This window comes from Comamonas sp. DB36 (genome assembly GCF_057914905.1).
This window is the reverse complement of sequence record NZ_CP196631.1, coordinates 2,836,863-2,853,602: the sequence shown is the minus strand read 5'-3', so window position 1 is coordinate 2,853,602 and position 16,740 is coordinate 2,836,863. Positions and strand designations below refer to the sequence as shown.

The 16,740-nt window shown below is 63.4% G+C and carries 15 protein-coding genes and 1 other RNA gene; 4 read left to right on the top strand and 12 right to left on the bottom strand.

Annotated features, from left to right (window positions below; genetic code table 11):
- Window positions 1–121 precede the first annotated feature (121 nt).
- From ACSVDO_RS13215 to gyrA, 10 genes are all read right to left on the bottom strand, one after another.
- Window positions 122–472 carry a ComEA family DNA-binding protein gene (locus ACSVDO_RS13215; protein WP_489592678.1) on the bottom strand — a complete coding sequence of 117 codons (351 nt, stop codon included), beginning with the start codon at window positions 470–472 and terminating at the stop codon, window positions 122–124.
- 133 nt (window positions 473–605) lie between these two features.
- Entirely contained in the window at window positions 606–1,760 is a 1,155-nt protein-coding gene (lapB, locus tag ACSVDO_RS13210) for a lipopolysaccharide assembly protein LapB (protein ID WP_489592676.1), read from the bottom strand.
- Window positions 1,750–2,055: a LapA family protein gene (locus ACSVDO_RS13205; protein WP_332538685.1), complete on the bottom strand. Its 306-nt coding sequence runs from the start codon at window positions 2,053–2,055 to the stop codon at window positions 1,750–1,752. Before ACSVDO_RS13205 ends, lapB begins: the two co-directional genes overlap by 11 nt.
- A gap of 129 nt (window positions 2,056–2,184) precedes the next feature.
- Window positions 2,185–2,514, bottom strand: a complete 330-nt coding sequence (locus ACSVDO_RS13200) for an integration host factor subunit beta (RefSeq protein ID WP_159915582.1) — start codon at window positions 2,512–2,514, stop codon at window positions 2,185–2,187.
- Between the two features lie 83 nt (window positions 2,515–2,597).
- Entirely contained in the window at window positions 2,598–4,283 is a 1,686-nt protein-coding gene (gene rpsA / locus ACSVDO_RS13195; protein ID WP_159915580.1) for a 30S ribosomal protein S1, read from the bottom strand.
- A gap of 150 nt (window positions 4,284–4,433) precedes the next feature.
- Window positions 4,434–6,461 (bottom strand): bifunctional 3-phosphoshikimate 1-carboxyvinyltransferase/cytidylate kinase, encoded by a 2,028-nt coding sequence (locus ACSVDO_RS13190; RefSeq protein ID WP_489592673.1) that lies wholly within the window; start codon window positions 6,459–6,461, stop codon window positions 4,434–4,436.
- Between the two features lie 22 nt (window positions 6,462–6,483).
- The gene (locus ACSVDO_RS13185) at window positions 6,484–7,377 is read right to left on the bottom strand and encodes a prephenate dehydrogenase (protein WP_489592671.1); all 894 of its coding nucleotides are present in this window, start codon (window positions 7,375–7,377) and stop codon (window positions 6,484–6,486) included.
- Between the two features lie 42 nt (window positions 7,378–7,419).
- Complete coding sequence (gene pheA / locus ACSVDO_RS13180) at window positions 7,420–8,517, bottom strand: prephenate dehydratase (protein ID WP_332538691.1); 1,098 nt, start codon at window positions 8,515–8,517, stop codon at window positions 7,420–7,422.
- 13 nt (window positions 8,518–8,530) lie between these two features.
- Window positions 8,531–9,640, bottom strand: coding sequence for a 3-phosphoserine/phosphohydroxythreonine transaminase (gene serC, locus ACSVDO_RS13175; RefSeq protein WP_489592669.1), 1,110 nt, complete (start codon window positions 9,638–9,640; stop codon window positions 8,531–8,533).
- Between the two features lie 105 nt (window positions 9,641–9,745).
- Window positions 9,746–12,418, bottom strand: coding sequence for a DNA gyrase subunit A (gene gyrA, locus ACSVDO_RS13170; protein ID WP_489592668.1), 2,673 nt, complete (start codon window positions 12,416–12,418; stop codon window positions 9,746–9,748).
- Between the two features lie 227 nt (window positions 12,419–12,645).
- Between gyrA and ompA the strand changes: the two genes are divergently transcribed.
- From ompA to ssrA, 4 genes are all read left to right on the top strand, one after another.
- A complete protein-coding gene (ompA, locus tag ACSVDO_RS13165; protein ID WP_332548303.1) occupies window positions 12,646–13,305 on the top strand; it encodes an outer membrane protein OmpA in 660 nt (219 codons plus the stop codon).
- A 153-nt stretch (window positions 13,306–13,458) separates the two neighbouring features.
- Window positions 13,459–14,172 carry a bifunctional 2-polyprenyl-6-hydroxyphenol methylase/3-demethylubiquinol 3-O-methyltransferase UbiG gene (ubiG, locus tag ACSVDO_RS13160; protein ID WP_489592666.1) on the top strand — a complete coding sequence of 238 codons (714 nt, stop codon included), beginning with the start codon at window positions 13,459–13,461 and terminating at the stop codon, window positions 14,170–14,172.
- Window positions 14,169–14,843, top strand: a complete 675-nt coding sequence (locus tag ACSVDO_RS13155) for an HAD family hydrolase (RefSeq protein ID WP_332548305.1) — start codon at window positions 14,169–14,171, stop codon at window positions 14,841–14,843. The genes ubiG and ACSVDO_RS13155 overlap by 4 nt, the downstream gene beginning before the upstream one ends.
- Before the next feature lie 12 nt (window positions 14,844–14,855).
- Window positions 14,856–15,233: a transfer-messenger RNA gene (ssrA, locus tag ACSVDO_RS13150) on the top strand.
- A gap of 117 nt (window positions 15,234–15,350) precedes the next feature.
- On the opposite strand, the gene ACSVDO_RS13145 is transcribed toward ssrA, so the two are convergent.
- Together ACSVDO_RS13145 and xisR are read right to left on the bottom strand one after the other, a co-directional pair.
- Entirely contained in the window at window positions 15,351–16,526 is a 1,176-nt protein-coding gene (locus ACSVDO_RS13145) for a site-specific integrase (RefSeq protein WP_489592664.1), read from the bottom strand.
- A complete protein-coding gene (gene xisR / locus ACSVDO_RS13140; RefSeq protein WP_489592662.1) occupies window positions 16,487–16,735 on the bottom strand; it encodes an excisionase family protein in 249 nt (82 codons plus the stop codon). Before xisR ends, ACSVDO_RS13145 begins: the two co-directional genes overlap by 40 nt.
- Window positions 16,736–16,740 lie beyond the last annotated feature (5 nt).

The following is a 16,740-nucleotide window of genomic DNA, read 5'->3' as shown; positions in this document are numbered from 1 at the left end:
TTTACGGGCAAGCAGCAGAATTTCGCTATGAAAATCTGAGCATGTTTTCAATTAGGGTCATGGCGCGGACATAAAAAAACCGCCTAGGCGGAAATGGTTCAAGTGGCGGTTTTGCAGCGGCTCAGCGCAGGGTTGGCGATGGGGCTTTGTCTGCCGCCATGGCTGGCGTGGCGGCAGGGGCATTGCGTCCGTGGGGCGTCTGCACGCCCGGGAATGTCCTGCCGTTGACCGTGAGTCCCTCGGCGGAGAATCTGGCGGCCGAGGTGTTGCCCACGCCGTGCACCCGGTCTATCAGGTCGGCCCAATCGGCAAACGGCGCTTTCTTGCGCTGCGTGATGATGCGTTGGGAGAGCGCCGGGCCTATGCCCTTGATCGCATCGAGTTCGGCCTGCGTGGCCTGGTTGGCATCGACGCGTGCAAACGCACAGCTGGCGCAAAGCAAAGCCGAAATGGTCAGAAGTTTCTTCAGCATCGCGCTTCCCTTTGATCATGCGGATCGGCGCTGAACTGCGTTGATCGCAAGCCTTGATGCAGGCATCGTACGGCAGCGCGATGCCCGCGCTGAAGCCGGGTAAACCCGGATTCAACGCATTGTGGACATCAGATCACAGCTCTTCGACGCGACGCGCGGGATAGCTGTCCCAGCTCTGGCAACCCGGGCAATGCCAGAAATGTTGGCGTGCCTCGAAGCCGCAGGCGGCGCAGCGGTAGCGCGTCAGCGGCTTGCTTGCGTGCTCTAGCGCGCGTTGCACCGCGGGGTGGTGCTGCTCTTCGGCGAAAGCCTCGTCCGCGAGCCAGCGCGTCGCCGCGACCAGCGAAGGTTCCTTGCCCAAGTGGGCGACATAGCGCTGGCGCCCGGGCGCCTGGGTTTCTCCGCTGTCGGCATCGAGTGCGACCAGCGCCTGCAGCAGGTCCAGCGAAGGCGTGCGCTGGTATTGCGCGTCGAGCCAGTGGCGTATGGGGGCCTGCGGCAGCGTCTTGGCGATCTCGGGCAGCAGCGCCGCAGCCAGGGGCAGGGCGCTGGGGCTTTTCTCGGCCAGCGCCTGCAGCGTGTCCCAGGCCTGCGCGGCCTGGCCCAGGCGCAGTTGCAAGCGCGCCAGATCGATCTGCGGGCGCGCGGCCTGCGGCGCGATCAGCAGCGCCTGCTGATGCCTGGCCATCGCGGCTTCGAGCTGGCCGTTCGCGGCCAGGCCATCGGCCTCTTCGCACAGGTAATGCGCCAGGCGCACGCTGAAATCGCCTTGTTGTGCGGTCTGCATGCGCTGGGCAATCTCGCCTGCCTGTTTCCAGTCGCGCGAACGCTCGTAGATGGCCAGCAGCGCCAATCGGGCTTCGGCTTCGAAATGCGTGCCTTCGAGGCGGCGCAGCGCGTCTTCGGCGCGGTCCAGCAGTCCGGCCTTGAGAAAGTCGAGAGCCAGCGCATGCTGGGCGCGGTCGCGGTCGGGCCGGCTCAGATCGCCGCGCGACAGCAGGTGCTCGTGCACGCGCACCGCGCGGTTGTATTCGCCGCGGCGGCGGAACAGGTTGCCCAGCGCGAAGTGCAGCTCGGATGTGTCGGGATCGTTCTGCACGGCTTCGATGAAGGCATCGATGGCCTTGTCCTGCTGCTCGTTGAGCAGGAAGTTCAGGCCCTTGAAGTAGGCCTTGGGCGCGCTGCGGTTTTCCGCGCGCATTTGCCGCGCATCGAAGCGGGAAGCAACCCAGCCGAGAACGAAGGCCAGCGGCAGGCCCAGCAGAATCCAGTTGAGATCAAATTCCATGGAGATCGTGGGGCGGCAGGGGAGGTGCGGGTGCAGTGGACTCGGCGGCAACGGGCGCCGCTTCAGGCTGGGCGGCGCGCTGGGCCGCGCTGCGGTGCTTGAGCCAGCGCGGCACCATGCCCAGCACGCCTGCGACCAGGCCGGCGCCAAAGGCGGTGAGCACGATCAGTACCTGTGGCGCCGTCCATTGGGTGCCGAAGAAGAAGTGCACCGTGGCGTTTTGCTGGTTGTTCAGCGCAAAGGCGAAGAGAGTAAAAAAAATGGCCGCCTTGAGCAGCCACAGTATGTATTTCATGCGACCCCTTGTGTGACCGCCTGATTCTATAGGCCTTGATTCACCCGCGGAGCGTGTGGACCCAAGGCCGGGGGGCTTGGTGCAGGCCTTTTGCCGCCGGGTCGCGCGCGGATTCCGCGCAGGCAGGAGTTATTTCTTTTCGGCCAGCAACAGGGCCTGGGCACCGCCGAGTTCGGCCGTGCGCTGGTCCACGGCTTCGCGCAGGGCCTTGCCCGGCTTGAAATGGGGGACGCGTTTTTGCGGAATATGTACGGCTTCGCCGCTGCGGGGGTTGCGACCCATGCGTGCGAGGCGGTGGTTGACGGAAAAGCTGCCAAAGCCGCGGATTTCAATGCGTTGCCCGCGCACCAGGGCATCGCCCACCGCATCCAGAATGGTTTTGACTGCGAGCTCGGCATCGCGTTGCGTCAATTGACCGAAACGTGCGGCCAGTTCTTCGACGAGATCAGAACGGGTCATCGAAAGCGAATCCAGTGTTTTAAGAAAAAAGCGGCGGGCGCCTAAAGCGCCCGCCGCATCCAACTCAAGCTAAGCGGGAGGGCTTACTTGTCGGAGTTGTCCAGCTTGGCGCGCAGCAGAGCGCCCAGGCTGGTCGTGCCGGCGCTTTCGCGCGACGATTGTGCCGACAGGGAAGCCATGGCTTCTTGCTGGTCGACCATGTCCTTTTGCTTGATGGACAGCTGGATGTTGCGGGTCTTGCGATCCACGTTCAGCACCACGGCAGTGACTTCGTCGCCTTCCTTGAGCACCGAGCGCGCATCTTCCACGCGGTCGCGCGAGATTTCGGAAACGCGCAGGTAGCCCAGGATGTCTTCGCCGAGGTCGATTTCAGCGCCACGGGCGTCCACGGTCTTGACCTTGCCGGTCACGATCTGGCCCTTGTCGTTGACAGTAGCGAAGGTGGTGAAGGGATCGCTGTCCAGCTGCTTGATGCCCAGGCTGATACGTTCGCGTTCCACGTCCACGGCCAACACGATGGCTTCGACTTCTTGGCCCTTCTTGTAGTTACGAACCGCGGCTTCGCCGGTTTCGTTCCACGACAGGTCGGACAGGTGAACCAGGCCGTCGATGCCGGCAGCCAGGCCAACGAACACGCCGAAGTCGGTGATCGACTTGATCGGGCCCTTGACGCGGTCACCGCGCTTGGTGTTCTGCGCGAATTCTTGCCATGGGTTGGCCTTGCACTGCTTCATGCCCAGGGAAATGCGACGCTTGTCTTCGTCGATTTCCAGAACCATGACTTCGACTTCGTCGCCCAGCGACACGAGCTTCGAAGGAGCAATGTTCTTGTTGGTCCAGTCCATTTCGGAAACGTGCACCAGGCCTTCGATGCCGGGTTCCAGTTCCACGAATGCGCCGTAGTCGGCGATGTTGGTGACCTTGCCGAACAGACGCGTAGCCGAAGGATAGCGGCGCGAAACGCCCATCCATGGATCGTCGCCCATTTGCTTCAGGCCCAGGGACACGCGGTTCTTTTCGGTGTCGAACTTCAGGATCTTGGCCGTGATTTCCTGGCCAGCCGTCACCACTTCCGATGGGTGACGCACGCGACGCCATGCCATGTCGGTGATGTGCAGCAGACCATCGATGCCGCCGAGGTCAACGAACGCACCGTATTCGGTGATGTTCTTGACGACGCCTTGAACAATGGCGCCTTCCTTCAGCGTTTCCATCAGCTTGGCGCGCTCTTCGCCCATCGAGGCTTCCACGACAGCGCGGCGGCTCAGCACCACGTTGTTGCGCTTGCGGTCGAGCTTGATGACCTTGAATTCCAGGGTCTTGTTTTCGTAAGGCGTCAGATCCTTGATCGGACGTGTGTCGATCAGCGAACCGGGCAGGAATGCGCGGATGCCGTTGACCAGAACCGTCAGGCCGCCCTTGACCTTGCCCGAAGTGGTGCCGGTCACGAACTCGCCGGATTCCAGCGCCTTTTCCAGGGCCAGCCAGGAAGCCAGACGCTTGGCGGTGTCGCGCGACAGGATGGTGTCGCCGTAGCCGTTTTCGATGGAACCGATGGCCACCGACACGAAGTCACCGACTTGGACTTCGACTTCGCCCTGATCGTTCTTGAATTCGTCGAGGGGCACGTAGGCTTCCGACTTCAGACCGGCGTTGACCACCACGAAGTTGTGTTCGACGCGAACGACTTCAGCGGTGATGACTTCGCCAGGACGCATTTCCGTGCGTTGCAACGATTCTTCAAAAAGGGCGGCAAAAGATTCAGACATGTATTTCCTTGGCCGCAAACAGGTTTCCGAGAGCACAATTGCTCGCGTTTTTAAGGCTGATTGCGGAGGTTGCGGACGGATCCGCGGGCTATAGTTCAATAACCCTCTGCCAATCGCTAGCCAGGGCGAAAGGCGGCAGAGGGACCGGTGTCAGCTCTTCAAGACGGCCTTGAAGGGCTGTCGCTCTTGCCACCAGTCAAGCACCTGCGTTACCACCTGTTCGATGGAGAGTAGAGAGCTGTCGAGGGACAAAGCGTCTGGTGCGGGCTTGAGCGGCGCCACGCTGCGCGACATGTCGCGGGCGTCACGGGCTTCAAGGTCTGCACGAAGCGCCGTGATGTTAGCTGAAATTCCTTTGGAAATCAATTGTTTATACCTTCTTTCAGCACGGCATTCGGCGGAGGCGATCAGGTAGACCTTGAGTTGGGCCGTGGGAAAGATCACCGTGCCCATGTCGCGGCCGTCGGCAACGAGGCCGGGCAGCTGCTGGAATCCCAGCTGCAGCGCGATCAGCGCCGCGCGCACCTTGGGCAGGGCCGAGACGCGTGACGCAGCCATGCCGGCTTCCTCGCTGCGTATCGCATGGCCCACGTCCTCGCCATCGATCAGGATCTGATGGCTGGGAGTGAAGCGGATATCGAGCGTGGCCAGCAGCGCGACGATCCGGTCTTCGTGCGCGGGGTCGATGGCGATGCCTGCGCGGTGGGCGGCCAGGCCCGCGATGCGGTACAGCGCGCCCGAGTCGAGAATGCCATAGCCCAGGCGGTGGGCGATTTCGGCGGCAATCGTGCCCTTGCCCGAAGCGCTGGGGCCGTCGATGCAGATCACGGGAATCTGTTCACGCGGCGTCTGGCAGACGGAGAACAGCGCCTCGAAATAGTCGGGAAAAGTCTTGGCCACGCACTGCGGGTCTTCGATGCGCACCGGCAGTTTCTGCGCGTTGAACGCCGCCAGCGAAAAGCACATCGCCACGCGGTGGTCGTCATAGGTGTGGATGCTGGCCGCGCGCCAGTCGGCGGGCCGGGCCGGCGGCGTGACGCGCAGATAGTCCGCGCCTTCCTCCACCGTCGCGCCCAGCTTGCGCAGCTCGCAGGCCATGGCGGCAATACGGTCGGTTTCCTTGACGCGCCAGCTCGCGATGTTGCGCAGCGTGGTCGTGCCTTCGGCGTACAGCGCCATCACGGCCAGCGTCATCGCGGCGTCGGGAATATGGTTGCAGTCGAGATCGATGGCCTGCAGCGGCCAGCGCCCGCGCCGTACCTGCAGCCAGTTGGGGCCGCTGTCGACCTGCGCGCCCATGGCCTGGGCGGCCTCGACAAAGCGGATGTCGCCCTGGATGGACTGCGCGCCCACGCCCAGGATGCGCACGCCTTCGCTGCCTTCGGCCGCGATCGCGCCCAGCGCGATGAAGTAGCTGGCCGACGAGGCATCGGCCTCGACGTGGATATCACCCGGCGAGCGGTAGCGGCTGCCCGCGGGAATCGTGAAGCGCTGCCAGTTGTCGTTTTTCACCGCGATGCCGAAGCGCGCCAGCAGCTCCAGCGTGATGTGGATGTAGGGCTTGGAGATCAGCTCGCCGACGACTTCGATGTGGATGTCCTGCTGCGCGGCGCGCAGCGGCAGCGCCATCAGCAGTGAAGTCAGGAACTGGCTCGACACATCGCCGCGCACCTGGATAGGCGGCTGCTGGGCGTCGGCAGAGAAATCGGCCGGCGTGATGCGCAGCGGCGGGAAGCCGGGGTTGCCCAGATAGTCGATGCTGCAGCCGATCTGGCGCAGGCCATCGACCAGATCGCCAATCGGGCGTTCGTACATGCGCGGCACGCCCAGCATGGTGAAATCGCCGCCCAGCAGCGACAGCGCCGCCGTCAGCGGACGCATGGCCGTGCCCGCGTTGCCCAGGAACAGCTCGGCCTTGGTGCCCGCGGCCAGCGCCCCGGCAATGCCCGTGATGCTCAGGGTGGTCGCGCCGCGTTCAAGAACGCAGCCGATCTGCTCGAGCGCGGTCATCATCACGCGCGTGTCGTCGGAGTCGAGCAGGTCGTGCACGACGGTCGTGCCTTCGCTGAGCGCGGCCAGCAGCAGCACGCGGTTGGAAATGCTCTTGGAGCCGGGCAGTCGCACTTCGCCGCCGGCGGTGGCAAGTGCGGGAATGTCGAGGAATTGGGTCTTGAACATGGCGCAGTTTCGGCGTGCGGGCTCAGGCGCCCTGGAGGTCGGGGGAGGCGGGGCGCGGGCCCTGGCGCCAGTGGGCGCGGGCCGCGCTGGCCAGCGTGATGCGGTCCTGCAGGCCCTGGCCGTCGCCCTGGAGAATCAGGCCTTCGAGGTTTTCCAGCGCCTGGCGGAACTGGCGCGACTGGGCCAGCACCTGCTCGCGGTTGGCCAGCAGGATGTCGCGCCAGATCTGCGGATTGCTCGCGGCAATGCGCGTGAAGTCGCGAAACCCCGGGCCGGCAAGCGCCAGCGTGGCGTCGGCGCCGGGCTGGGACAGCACGCTTTGCATCATGGCAAACGCCAGCAGATGCGGCAGGTGGCTCACCGTGGCCAGCGTGGCGTCATGCGCTTCGGGCGACATGCTGTGCACCTCGCAGCCCAGCGCCTGCCAGATTTGGCGCGCCTGCTCGAGCTGCACCGTGAGCGTGCGCTCGGTGGGCGTGAGCACCACATGGCTGCCCAGGTACAGGTTGGCATCGGCATGCTCCACACCCGCGACTTCCTTGCCCGTGATCGGGTGGGCCGGCACGAACGAGCCTATGCGGTCGCGCAGTCCCGAGCGCGCGGCCTGCACCACGTCGGTCTTGGTCGAGCCCACGTCCATGATCAGCATGCCCGGGGTGACCAGGTGCTTGATGGACTTGAGCGTGGCTTCGGTCGCCGCCACGGGCACGGCCAGCAGCACGATGTCGGCGCCGGCCGCGGCCAGCAGCGCCGAAGGCGCCTCGACATCGATCACGCCCAGCTGGCGTGCGCGCTCGGTGGTGGAGGGGGACTTGCTGTAGCCGACCACGCGTTTGACCAGACCGGCTTTCTTCAGCGCCAGCGCAAACGATCCGCCCATCAGGCCGCAGCCTATGAGCCCCAGTTGTTCAAACATCCACACACTCCGGCAGCAGAAAAAGAGCAGGCAACAAAGACATCACGCAGGCGTGGGGTAGGCGCCCAGCACCTTGTAGAAAGCGCACAGGCCTTGCAGCTCCTCGAGCGCCTTGGCCACATGGGGCTCGGACGGGTGGCCGGCCAGATCGATGTAGAAGTAGTACTCCCACTGGCCGGTGCGCGCCGGGCGCGACTCGAAGCGCGTCATCGACACGCCATGGGTCTTGAGCGGCACCAGCAGGTCGTGCACGGCGCCGGGGCGGTTGGGCACGGAAATGATCAGGCTGGTCGAATCCTTGCCAGTCGCCTGGGGCATGGCCAGCGTCTGCGGCAGGCAGATGATGGCAAAGCGCGTGCGGTTGTAGGCCTCGTCCTGGATCGCATGGGCCACCGTGTGCAGGCCGAACTGCTGGGCCGCGCGCTCGCCGGCCAGGCCGGCCCAGGTCGGGTTCAGCGATGCCAGGCGCGCGCCTTCGGCGTTGCTGTCGACCGGGCGGCGCTCGGCATGCGGCAGGTGCTTGGAGAGCCAGCCCTGGCACTGGGCCAGCGCCTGGGGGTGGGCCGCGACGACTTCGATGTTCTCCAGCGAATCGCTCATGCGCAGCAGGTTGTGGCGAATCAGCAGGCTGACCTCGCCGACCACATGGCAGGGCGTGTGCAGGAACATGTCGAGCGAGCGCGTGACCACGCCTTCGGTCGAGTTCTCGACGCCCACCACGCCGTACTGGGCGCTGCCCGCGGCCGTCGCATGGAACACCTCGTCGAAGTTGGCGCAGTACATCAGGTCGGCCGCGCCGCCGAAGTAGTCGACCGCGGCCTGTTCGCAGAACGTTCCCGCGGGGCCCAGAACGGCTACCCGCTGGGGCGATTCAAGCGCCAGACAGGCGGACATGATTTCGCGCCAGATCGCCGACACATGGGTGGCCTTCAGCGGGCCGGGGTTGGCGGCTTCGATCTTCTGGATCACCTGGGCCACGCGGTCGGGGCGGAAGAACGGCGTGCCTTCGCGTTTCTTGACTTCCCCGACCTGTTCGGCCACCCGGGCGCGCTGATTGACCAGCGACAGCAGCTGCTGGTCGATGCTGTCGATCTGTTGGCGCAGGTCCGAAAGATCAGGCGAAGCTTGGGGCGTGTTCATGGCGAAAAGTCTCTCAGGCGTGTTGTTGTTCGAAAGCGTGCAGGTAGTCGACCAGCGCCTGGACGCCGGCCAGCGGCATGGCGTTGTAGAGGCTGGCGCGCATGCCGCCCACCGACTTGTGGCCCTTGAGCTGCAGCAGGCCGCGCTCCTTGGCGCCGGCCAGGAAGGCGTCGTTGAGCGCCTCGTTGCGCAGGAAGAACGGAATGTTCATGCGCGAACGGCAGTTGGGCGCGACCTTGTTGAGGTACAGCTGCGACTGGTCGATGCTGCGGTACAGCAGCTCGGCCTTGGCGATGTTGCGCTGCTCCATCGCGGCAATGCCCGTGAGCTCGCCTTCGCGCTGGCGCTTGAGCCACTGGAAGGTCAGGCCGGCCATGTAGATGCCCCAGGTCGGCGGCGTGTTGTACATCGACTGGTTGTCGGCCACGGTCTTGTAGTTGAACGCGCTGGGGCAGGCCGGCAGCGCATGGCCCAGCAGGTCTTCGCGCACGATCACGATGGTCAGGCCCGCGGGGCCGATGTTCTTCTGCGCGCCGCCGAAGGCCAGGCCCACGCGGCTCCAGTCGACCGGGCGCGAGGCCACATGCGAGGAGAAGTCGATCACCAGCGGAGCGTCGCTGCCCAGGGCCTGCAGATCGGGCAGCTCATGGAACTCGACACCGTGAATGGTTTCGTTGCTGCAGATGTGCACATAGCTCGCGCCGCGGCTCAGGTCCCAGCTGGCGGCGGGCGGAATGGCGGTGAAGTTGCTGTCTTCGCCGCTGGCCGCGACATGCGCCTGGGCTGCGTACTTGCCGGCTTCCTTGACCGACTTCTGGCTCCAGCTGCCGGTGAGCACGAAGTCGACCGTGGCGGCATGCGACAGGTTCAGCGGAACGATGGCGTTCTCGGCCAGGCCGCCGCCCTGCATGAACAGGATCTTGAAGTTTGCGGGCACGGCCAGCAGCTCGCGCAGGTCGGCTTCGGCCTGCTCATAGATCGAGATGAATTCCTTGCCGCGGTGGCTCATTTCCATCACGCCCATGCCGCTGCCGTGCCAGTCGAGCATTTCGGCCGCGGCCGTTTCCAGAACCTCGGCAGGGATGGCAGCAGGGCCGGCGGAGAAGTTGTAGGGGCGATTCATGGTGTCTACCGGAATGAAAAAGAGCAGGGCGGCGCTGGGCCGTGCGTGGGGGATAACTGTAAACGGGCACGCCGGCATTGCCGGCGTGCTTGGGAGTGGCAGGAGTTACGCCTGGGGCGCTGCGTCGCTGCCGTCCGCTGCGGAGGTATCGCCGGCTTCGGCTTCGGTCTCCTCGGCAACAGCCTGGGCATCGTTTTCGGCAATGCGCTGCAGGCCGCTGAGCTGCGAGCCGTCGTCCAGCGCGATCAGCGTCACGCCCTGGGTCGCGCGGCCGAGCTCACGGATCTCGGAGACGCGCGTGCGCACCAGCACACCCTTGTCGGTGATCAGCATGATTTCGTCATCGGCGCGCACCAGCGTGGCGGCAACGACCTTGCCGTTGCGCTCGGATTGCTGGATGGCGATCATGCCCTTGGTGCCGCGGCCGTGGCGCGTGTACTCGGAAATGCTGGTGCGCTTGCCATAGCCGTGCTGGGTGGCGGTGAGCACGCTTTGCGGGTTGGTGTCGGAGTCTTCCGCCACCAGCATCGCGATCACGCTCTGGCCTTCCTCGAGCATCATGCCGCGCACGCCGCGCGCCTGGCGGCCCAGCGGACGCACGTCGTTCTCGTCGAAGCGCACGGCCTTGCCGCCGTCGCTGAACAGCATCACGTCATGCGCGCCGTCGGTCAGCGCGGCGCCGATCAGGTAGTCGCCGTCATCGAGGTTGACGGCAATGATGCCGGCCTTGCGCGGGTTGTTGAACTCGTTGAGCGCGGTCTTCTTCACGGTGCCCATGCTGGTGCCCATGAACACGTAGCGGTCCTCGGGGAAGCTGCGCATTTCGCCGGTCAGCGCCAGCACCACGTTGATCTTCTCGCCTTCCTGCAGCGGGAACATGTTGACGATGGGGCGGCCGCGCGAGCCGCGCGAGCCCGCGGGCACTTCCCAGACCTTGAGCCAGTACAGGCGGCCGCGGTTGGAGAAGCACAGCAGGTAGTCGTGCGTGTTGGCGATGAACAGCTGGTCGATCCAGTCGTCTTCCTTCGTGGCCGTCGCCTGCTTGCCGCGGCCACCGCGCTTTTGCGCGCGGTATTCGGACAGCGGCTGGCTCTTGATGTAGCCGGTGTGGCTCAGCGTGACCACCATGTCGGTGGGCGTGATCAGGTCTTCGGTCGACAGGTCCTGCGCGCTGTATTCGACGCTGCTGCGGCGCGCGCCGATCTTGCTCTGGCCGAACTCGGTCTTGAGCGCCGTGAGTTCCTCGCCGATGATCACCGACACGCGGCCGGGCTTGGACAGGATGTCGAGCAGGTCCTCGATCATCGCCATCACGTCCTTGTACTCGGCGACGATCTTGTCCTGCTCCAGGCCGGTCAGGCGCTGCAGACGCATCTGCAGGATTTCCTGGGCCTGGGTTTCGGACAGGCGGTACAGCCCGTCCTTGCCCATGCCGAACTCGACTTCCAGACCTTCGGGGCGGTAGTCGTCGGCGCTCACCACGCCGCCGTCTTCGCGCGTGCGGGTGAGCATCTCGCGCACCAGCTTGCTGTCCCAGGCGCGCGTCATCAGCTCGGCCTTGGCCACGGGAGGCGTGGGCGCGTTGCGGATGATGGCGATGAAGTCATCGATGTTGGCCAGCGCGACGGCCAGGCCTTCGAGCACATGGCCGCGGTCGCGTGCCTTGCGCAGCTCGAACACCGTGCGGCGCGTGATCACTTCGCGGCGGTGCTGGAGGAAGACTGCAATCAGTTCCTTGAGGTTGCAAAGGCGCGGCTGACCGTCGATCAGCGCCACCATGTTCATGCCGAAGGTGTCCTGCAGCTGGGTCTGCTTGTACAGGTTGTTGAGCACCACTTCGGGCACTTCGCCGCGCTTGAGCTCGATCACCAGGCGCATGCCCGACTTGTCGGACTCGTCCTGGATGTGGCTGATGCCTTCGATCTTCTTCTCGTGCACCAGCTCGGCCATGCGCTCCTGCAGCGTCTTCTTGTTGACCTGGTAGGGCAGCTCGTCGACGATGATTGCCTGGCGCTGGCCGCGGTCGATGTCCTCGAAGTGGCACTTGGCGCGCATCACGACGCGCCCGCGGCCCGTGCGGTAGCCGTCCTTGACGCCGTTGATGCCGTAGATGATGCCGGCCGTGGGGAAGTCGGGCGCGGGCACGATTTCCATCAGTTCGTCGATCGTCGCTTCGGGGCTTTGCAGCAGGTGCAGGCAGGCGTCTACGACTTCGTTGAGGTTGTGCGGCGGAATGTTGGTGGCCATGCCCACGGCAATGCCGGAGGAGCCGTTGACCAGCAGATTGGGCAGGCGGCTGGGCATGACCAGCGGCTCGCGTTCGCTGCCGTCGTAGTTGGGGCCGAAATCGACGGTTTCCTTGTCGATGTCGGCAATCATTTCATGCGCGATCTTGGCCAGGCGGATTTCGGTGTAGCGCATCGCCGCGGCGCTGTCGCCGTCGACCGAGCCGAAGTTGCCCTGGCCGTCGACCAGCATGTGGCGCAGGGAGAAGTCCTGGGCCATGCGCACGATGGTGTCGTACACGGCGGAGTCGCCGTGCGGGTGGTATTTACCGATCACGTCACCGACGATACGCGCGGATTTCTTGTAGGGGCGGTTCCAGTCGTTGTTCAGCTCATGCATGGCATAGAGAACACGACGGTGCACCGGCTTGAGGCCATCGCGTGCATCGGGCAGCGCGCGGCCCACGATCACGCTCATGGCGTAATCGAGATAACTGCGACGCATCTCCTCTTCAAGGCTGATGGGCAGAGTTTCTTTGGCAAACTGGGTCATGGACTGCGACTTTGACGGCAAGGGAGGCTCATTTTAGAGTCATTGGGCTGTAGTTGCTGCGCAACATATCCCGCGAATTACGCTTTTGTCGCACCGACCCCACCGTCGAGCCCGGGTCATTCGCATGTTACGTATGGCACAATCATTTCCAACGTTCTTGGTGATGGCCACTAATGACGTCCACAAATACGCAGCGCGGCTGCGGCTTTTTCCCCAAGAGGAGAACCATGAAGAAACTGAACAAAGTTGCAATGTTGTTTGCCTGCGCCGCACTGGCTACGGCTGCTGGCGCTCAAGTCAAGGCTGCCAATGGCGGTAATGTGATCGACAACTGGCAAAACGGTACCAGCGAGCTGGTCTGGAAGAATGGCACGAACGAACTGTGCTGGCGCGATGCCAACTGGACACCTGCAACGGCTGCTGCCGATTGCGACGGTGCTCTGAAGCCCGCACCCGTGGCTGTTGCTCCCGCTCCTGCAGTGGTCGCTCCCGCACCGGCACCCGCACCCGCACCTGCTCCTGCAGTCGCGACCAAGGTCACCTACGCAGCTGACGCGTTCTTTGACTTCGACAAGTCCGTTCTGAAGCCAGCTGGCAAGGAAAAGCTCGACGACCTGATCTCCAAGGTCAAGGGCGTGAACCTGGAAGTCATCATTGCCGTGGGTCACACCGACTCCGTTGGCTCCGATGCTTACAACCAGAAGCTGTCCGTGCGTCGTTCCGAAGCCGTGAAGACCTACCTGGTTTCCAAGGGCATCGAAAAGAACCGCGTCTACACTGAAGGCAAGGGCGAAAAGCAACCCGTCGCCGACAACAAGACCGCCGAAGGCCGCGCGAAGAACCGTCGCGTGGAAATCGAAGTGGTGGGCACCCGCGCCGCTCAGTAATCTCCGGATTACCCTAAAAAGCCCCGGAGACGGGGCTTTTTTTATGGTCGCCGCGACCTTGGGGGGCCTTGCCTCCCGGCCGGCGACGCCAAGTGAGCAAGGGTGCGGTATTGTTTATGCCCTTGAACAATGCAGCGTGAAGGAATTGAACCGATGCAAGACGCCATCAACGTCGACCCGGCCGAATTGGCCAAGTTCTCCGATCTGGCCCACCACTGGTGGGACACCGAAAGCGAATTCAAGCCCCTGCACCAGATCAACCCGCTGCGCCTGGAATGGATCAACGGCATTGCCCCGCTGCATGACCGCGACGTGCTTGATGTGGGCTGCGGCGGCGGCATTCTGGCCGATTCCATGGCGCGCAAAGGCGCCGTCGTGACCGGCATCGATCTGGCAACAAAGTCGCTGCGCGTGGCCCAGCTGCATGCGCTGGAAGCCGAAACGCCGCGCATACGCTACGAGGAAGTGGCTGTCGAAACCCTGGCCGAACGCCAGCCCGCGAGCTTCGATGTGGTCACCTGCATGGAGATGCTGGAGCATGTTCCCGACCCGGAATCGGTGGTAAAGGCCTGCGCCGAGCTCGTAAAACCCGGTGGATGGGTCTTTTTTTCGACCTTGAATAGAAACGTTCAATCTTTTGCGCAAGCAATTGTTGCAGCCGAATACTTGCTCAACCTGCTGCCACGTGGTACGCACGAGTACGCAAAAATGATCAAGCCCAGCGAGCTTGCCGGCTTCTGCCGCAGCGCGGGGCTCAACGTGCTGCACGCCAAGGGCCTGCAGCACAACCCGATCACGGGCCGCTACTGGCTCAGCGCCAACACCAGCGTCAACTACATGATCGCCACCCAGAGGCCTGCGCAATGAGCATGGCATTCAAGGGAATACAAGCCGTCTTGTTCGACCTCGACGGCACCCTGATCGACAGCGCCCCCGACCTGGGCGCCGCCGCCGACCAGATGCGCACCGAGCGCGGCTTGCCCTCGCTGCCCGCGGAAAACTACCGCCCCATGGCCGGTGCCGGTGCACGCGGCATGCTGGGCGTGGCCTTCGGCATCACGCCCGAAACCCCCGACTACGACACGTTGCGCGAAGAGTTCTTTCGCAACTACGAAGCGCGCATGACGCAGACCACCTATGCCTTTGACGGCGTCGCCCAGCTGCTGGCCGACATCGAGGCGCGCGGCCTGCTGTGGGGCATTGTCACCAACAAATCCTCACGCTTTACCGACCCGCTGACGCGCGCCATGCCTTTGCTCAACGGCGCGCGCGCCGTCGTGAGCGGTGACACCACGCCCCATGCCAAGCCACACCCCGCGCCACTTTTTGAAGCCGCGAGCCGCCTGGGGCTGCCGCCTGAGGCCTGCATCTACGTGGGCGACGACGAACGCGACATCGTCGCCGGCCGCGCCGCCGGCATGAAAACCGTCGCCGCCCTCTACGGCTACCTCGGCGCAGTCGACGCCACCGAGCACTGGGGCGCCGACGCTGCAATTAAATACCCCCACGAGCTCTTGCAATGGCTCGATGTAGCCTAAAATGTGCTTCATGGGGCTGTCCTGGTTTCGACGTGGGTTCGGAGCCGGTGTGGTGCATGTCGAGCTTGAATGACGCTCGTAAATCTCCGTTCAAAAAAACTAACTGCAAACGACGAACGTTTCGCACTCGCCGCTTAATCCGGTGAGCTTTGCAACAGCACGTTGATGGGCTGGGCAAGGGGGTCGCAAGACTTCCAGGCTGCAAAGGAATTTTCATCAACTGGTTCTGTGCCGGGTACCTTGGTATGGAACAAGAAAATAGGGTACTGGCTTTGTTCACAGCGTGTGTCTGCGCGGTGACCGAGGCGAGACTCAAATCAGAACACTAAACATGTAGATCTGCCCGGTAAAGGCTTGCGGACGCGGGTTCAATTCCCGCCAGCTCCACCACCATACACCGCCCTGCACTAGGTAAAGCCCAGTGCAGGGCGGTTTTTTTTGTGCTCAGATAGTGCAGGCTGGTGCGCTCGAATGCACCGAAAATGCACCGAAAATGCACGGGCCGCTTCAGCCGACAGCCTGGAGTATGGCCTTGGGCTTCTGGTAGTCCTCGCGGATGAACTTGCCATAGGTGCGAAACACCATCTCAACGTCTTCGTGCCCAAGCTGCTGGGCCACGTACCATGGGTTGGCGCCGGCGGTCAGCATCGTTGACGCGTAGGTATGCCGGATTTGGTAGGGGTTGCGGTACTCAATGCCTGACCTGGCCATGATGGGCAGCCATGCCGTCTTGCGAATCTGAGCATCTGTATCCCATGGTTTCAGCGTCCGTGGGTTGAGCCAAATCCGTTCCCCGCGCAGCTGGCTCATGGGCTTCTGCGCCCTCAACGCGTCCAACGCGTCGGGGTTGAGGTCGACTGTTCGGATGCCGGCCGCAGTTTTTGGCGCCTTGAGCACGCCTGCTACCTGGTTTTGTTCGATTCGCGCTGTGGCCTTGTCAAAATCGATGTGCCGCCACTCCAGCGCCTGAAGCTCGCCAGGGCGCAGGCCAGTATTGAACCAGAACTGGAACATTGGCCGCTCATCGAACCGGCATGCCTCAAGGATGGTGACGCGCTCAGTCTGTGTGAAAGGCTGGATCACGTAATCACTCGCTTTGCTGGTCTGGCGGATCAGCTTCACCAGCGCGATGCGGTCAAAAGGGTTGAACTCGATCAGCCCATCGTTGAGCGCATCTTCCATGACGGATCGAAGCGGAATCAGCATATTGCGGATGGCCTTGCTTGTGCAATCCATCTCGCTTACCCAGTCGCGCAGGGCACTGGGAGTGACCTCGTGCAGCTTCCAGCCGTGCCAATGGCGCATGCGCTCACCCGCGATGCTCTTGGCGTAGCCGTTGCAAGTGGCCTTGCTCATTTTCCCGTTCAACACCTGCTTCTGGTACAGCGCCAGTTGCTTGTCCAGCATGTCCTCCATGAGAGAAGCCCCCGGGGCGGGGCGCTTCGCCTTGGGGCTTTCCGGAAAATAGTCGGCATATTCGAACTTGCCATCGGCAATTTTTCGGCGGATTTCATTGCGCAGATTGGCTGCGTATTGGATGGCGTTCTTGGTAATTGGGCCTTCGGGCATGAGCTCGCGGCATTGCTCACCACCAAAGGTGAAAAATATCTGCAGCCGCGGCCCAGACTTCATTTCTCGGAGGGTTACCCCCGGTGGGGTTGTGTGGCTTGTCTTGCGATCCATGCGTCTGCTTCCTTGATATTGACGTGCAACCGATTTGCCACGGTGGCAATGTGTTTTCCCGCCAACCACCAGCCTTTCTTGCGGTAGTGGCGGACAGTTTCGACAGGGGTGCCGGTAAGCTCGAAATACTTCTCGGCGCGCACCCAAACGGGTTCAACGGCCTGCACGGTAGTGCCTGCAGATGGTTGCTCTGTAACTTTGTGTTTCATGATTC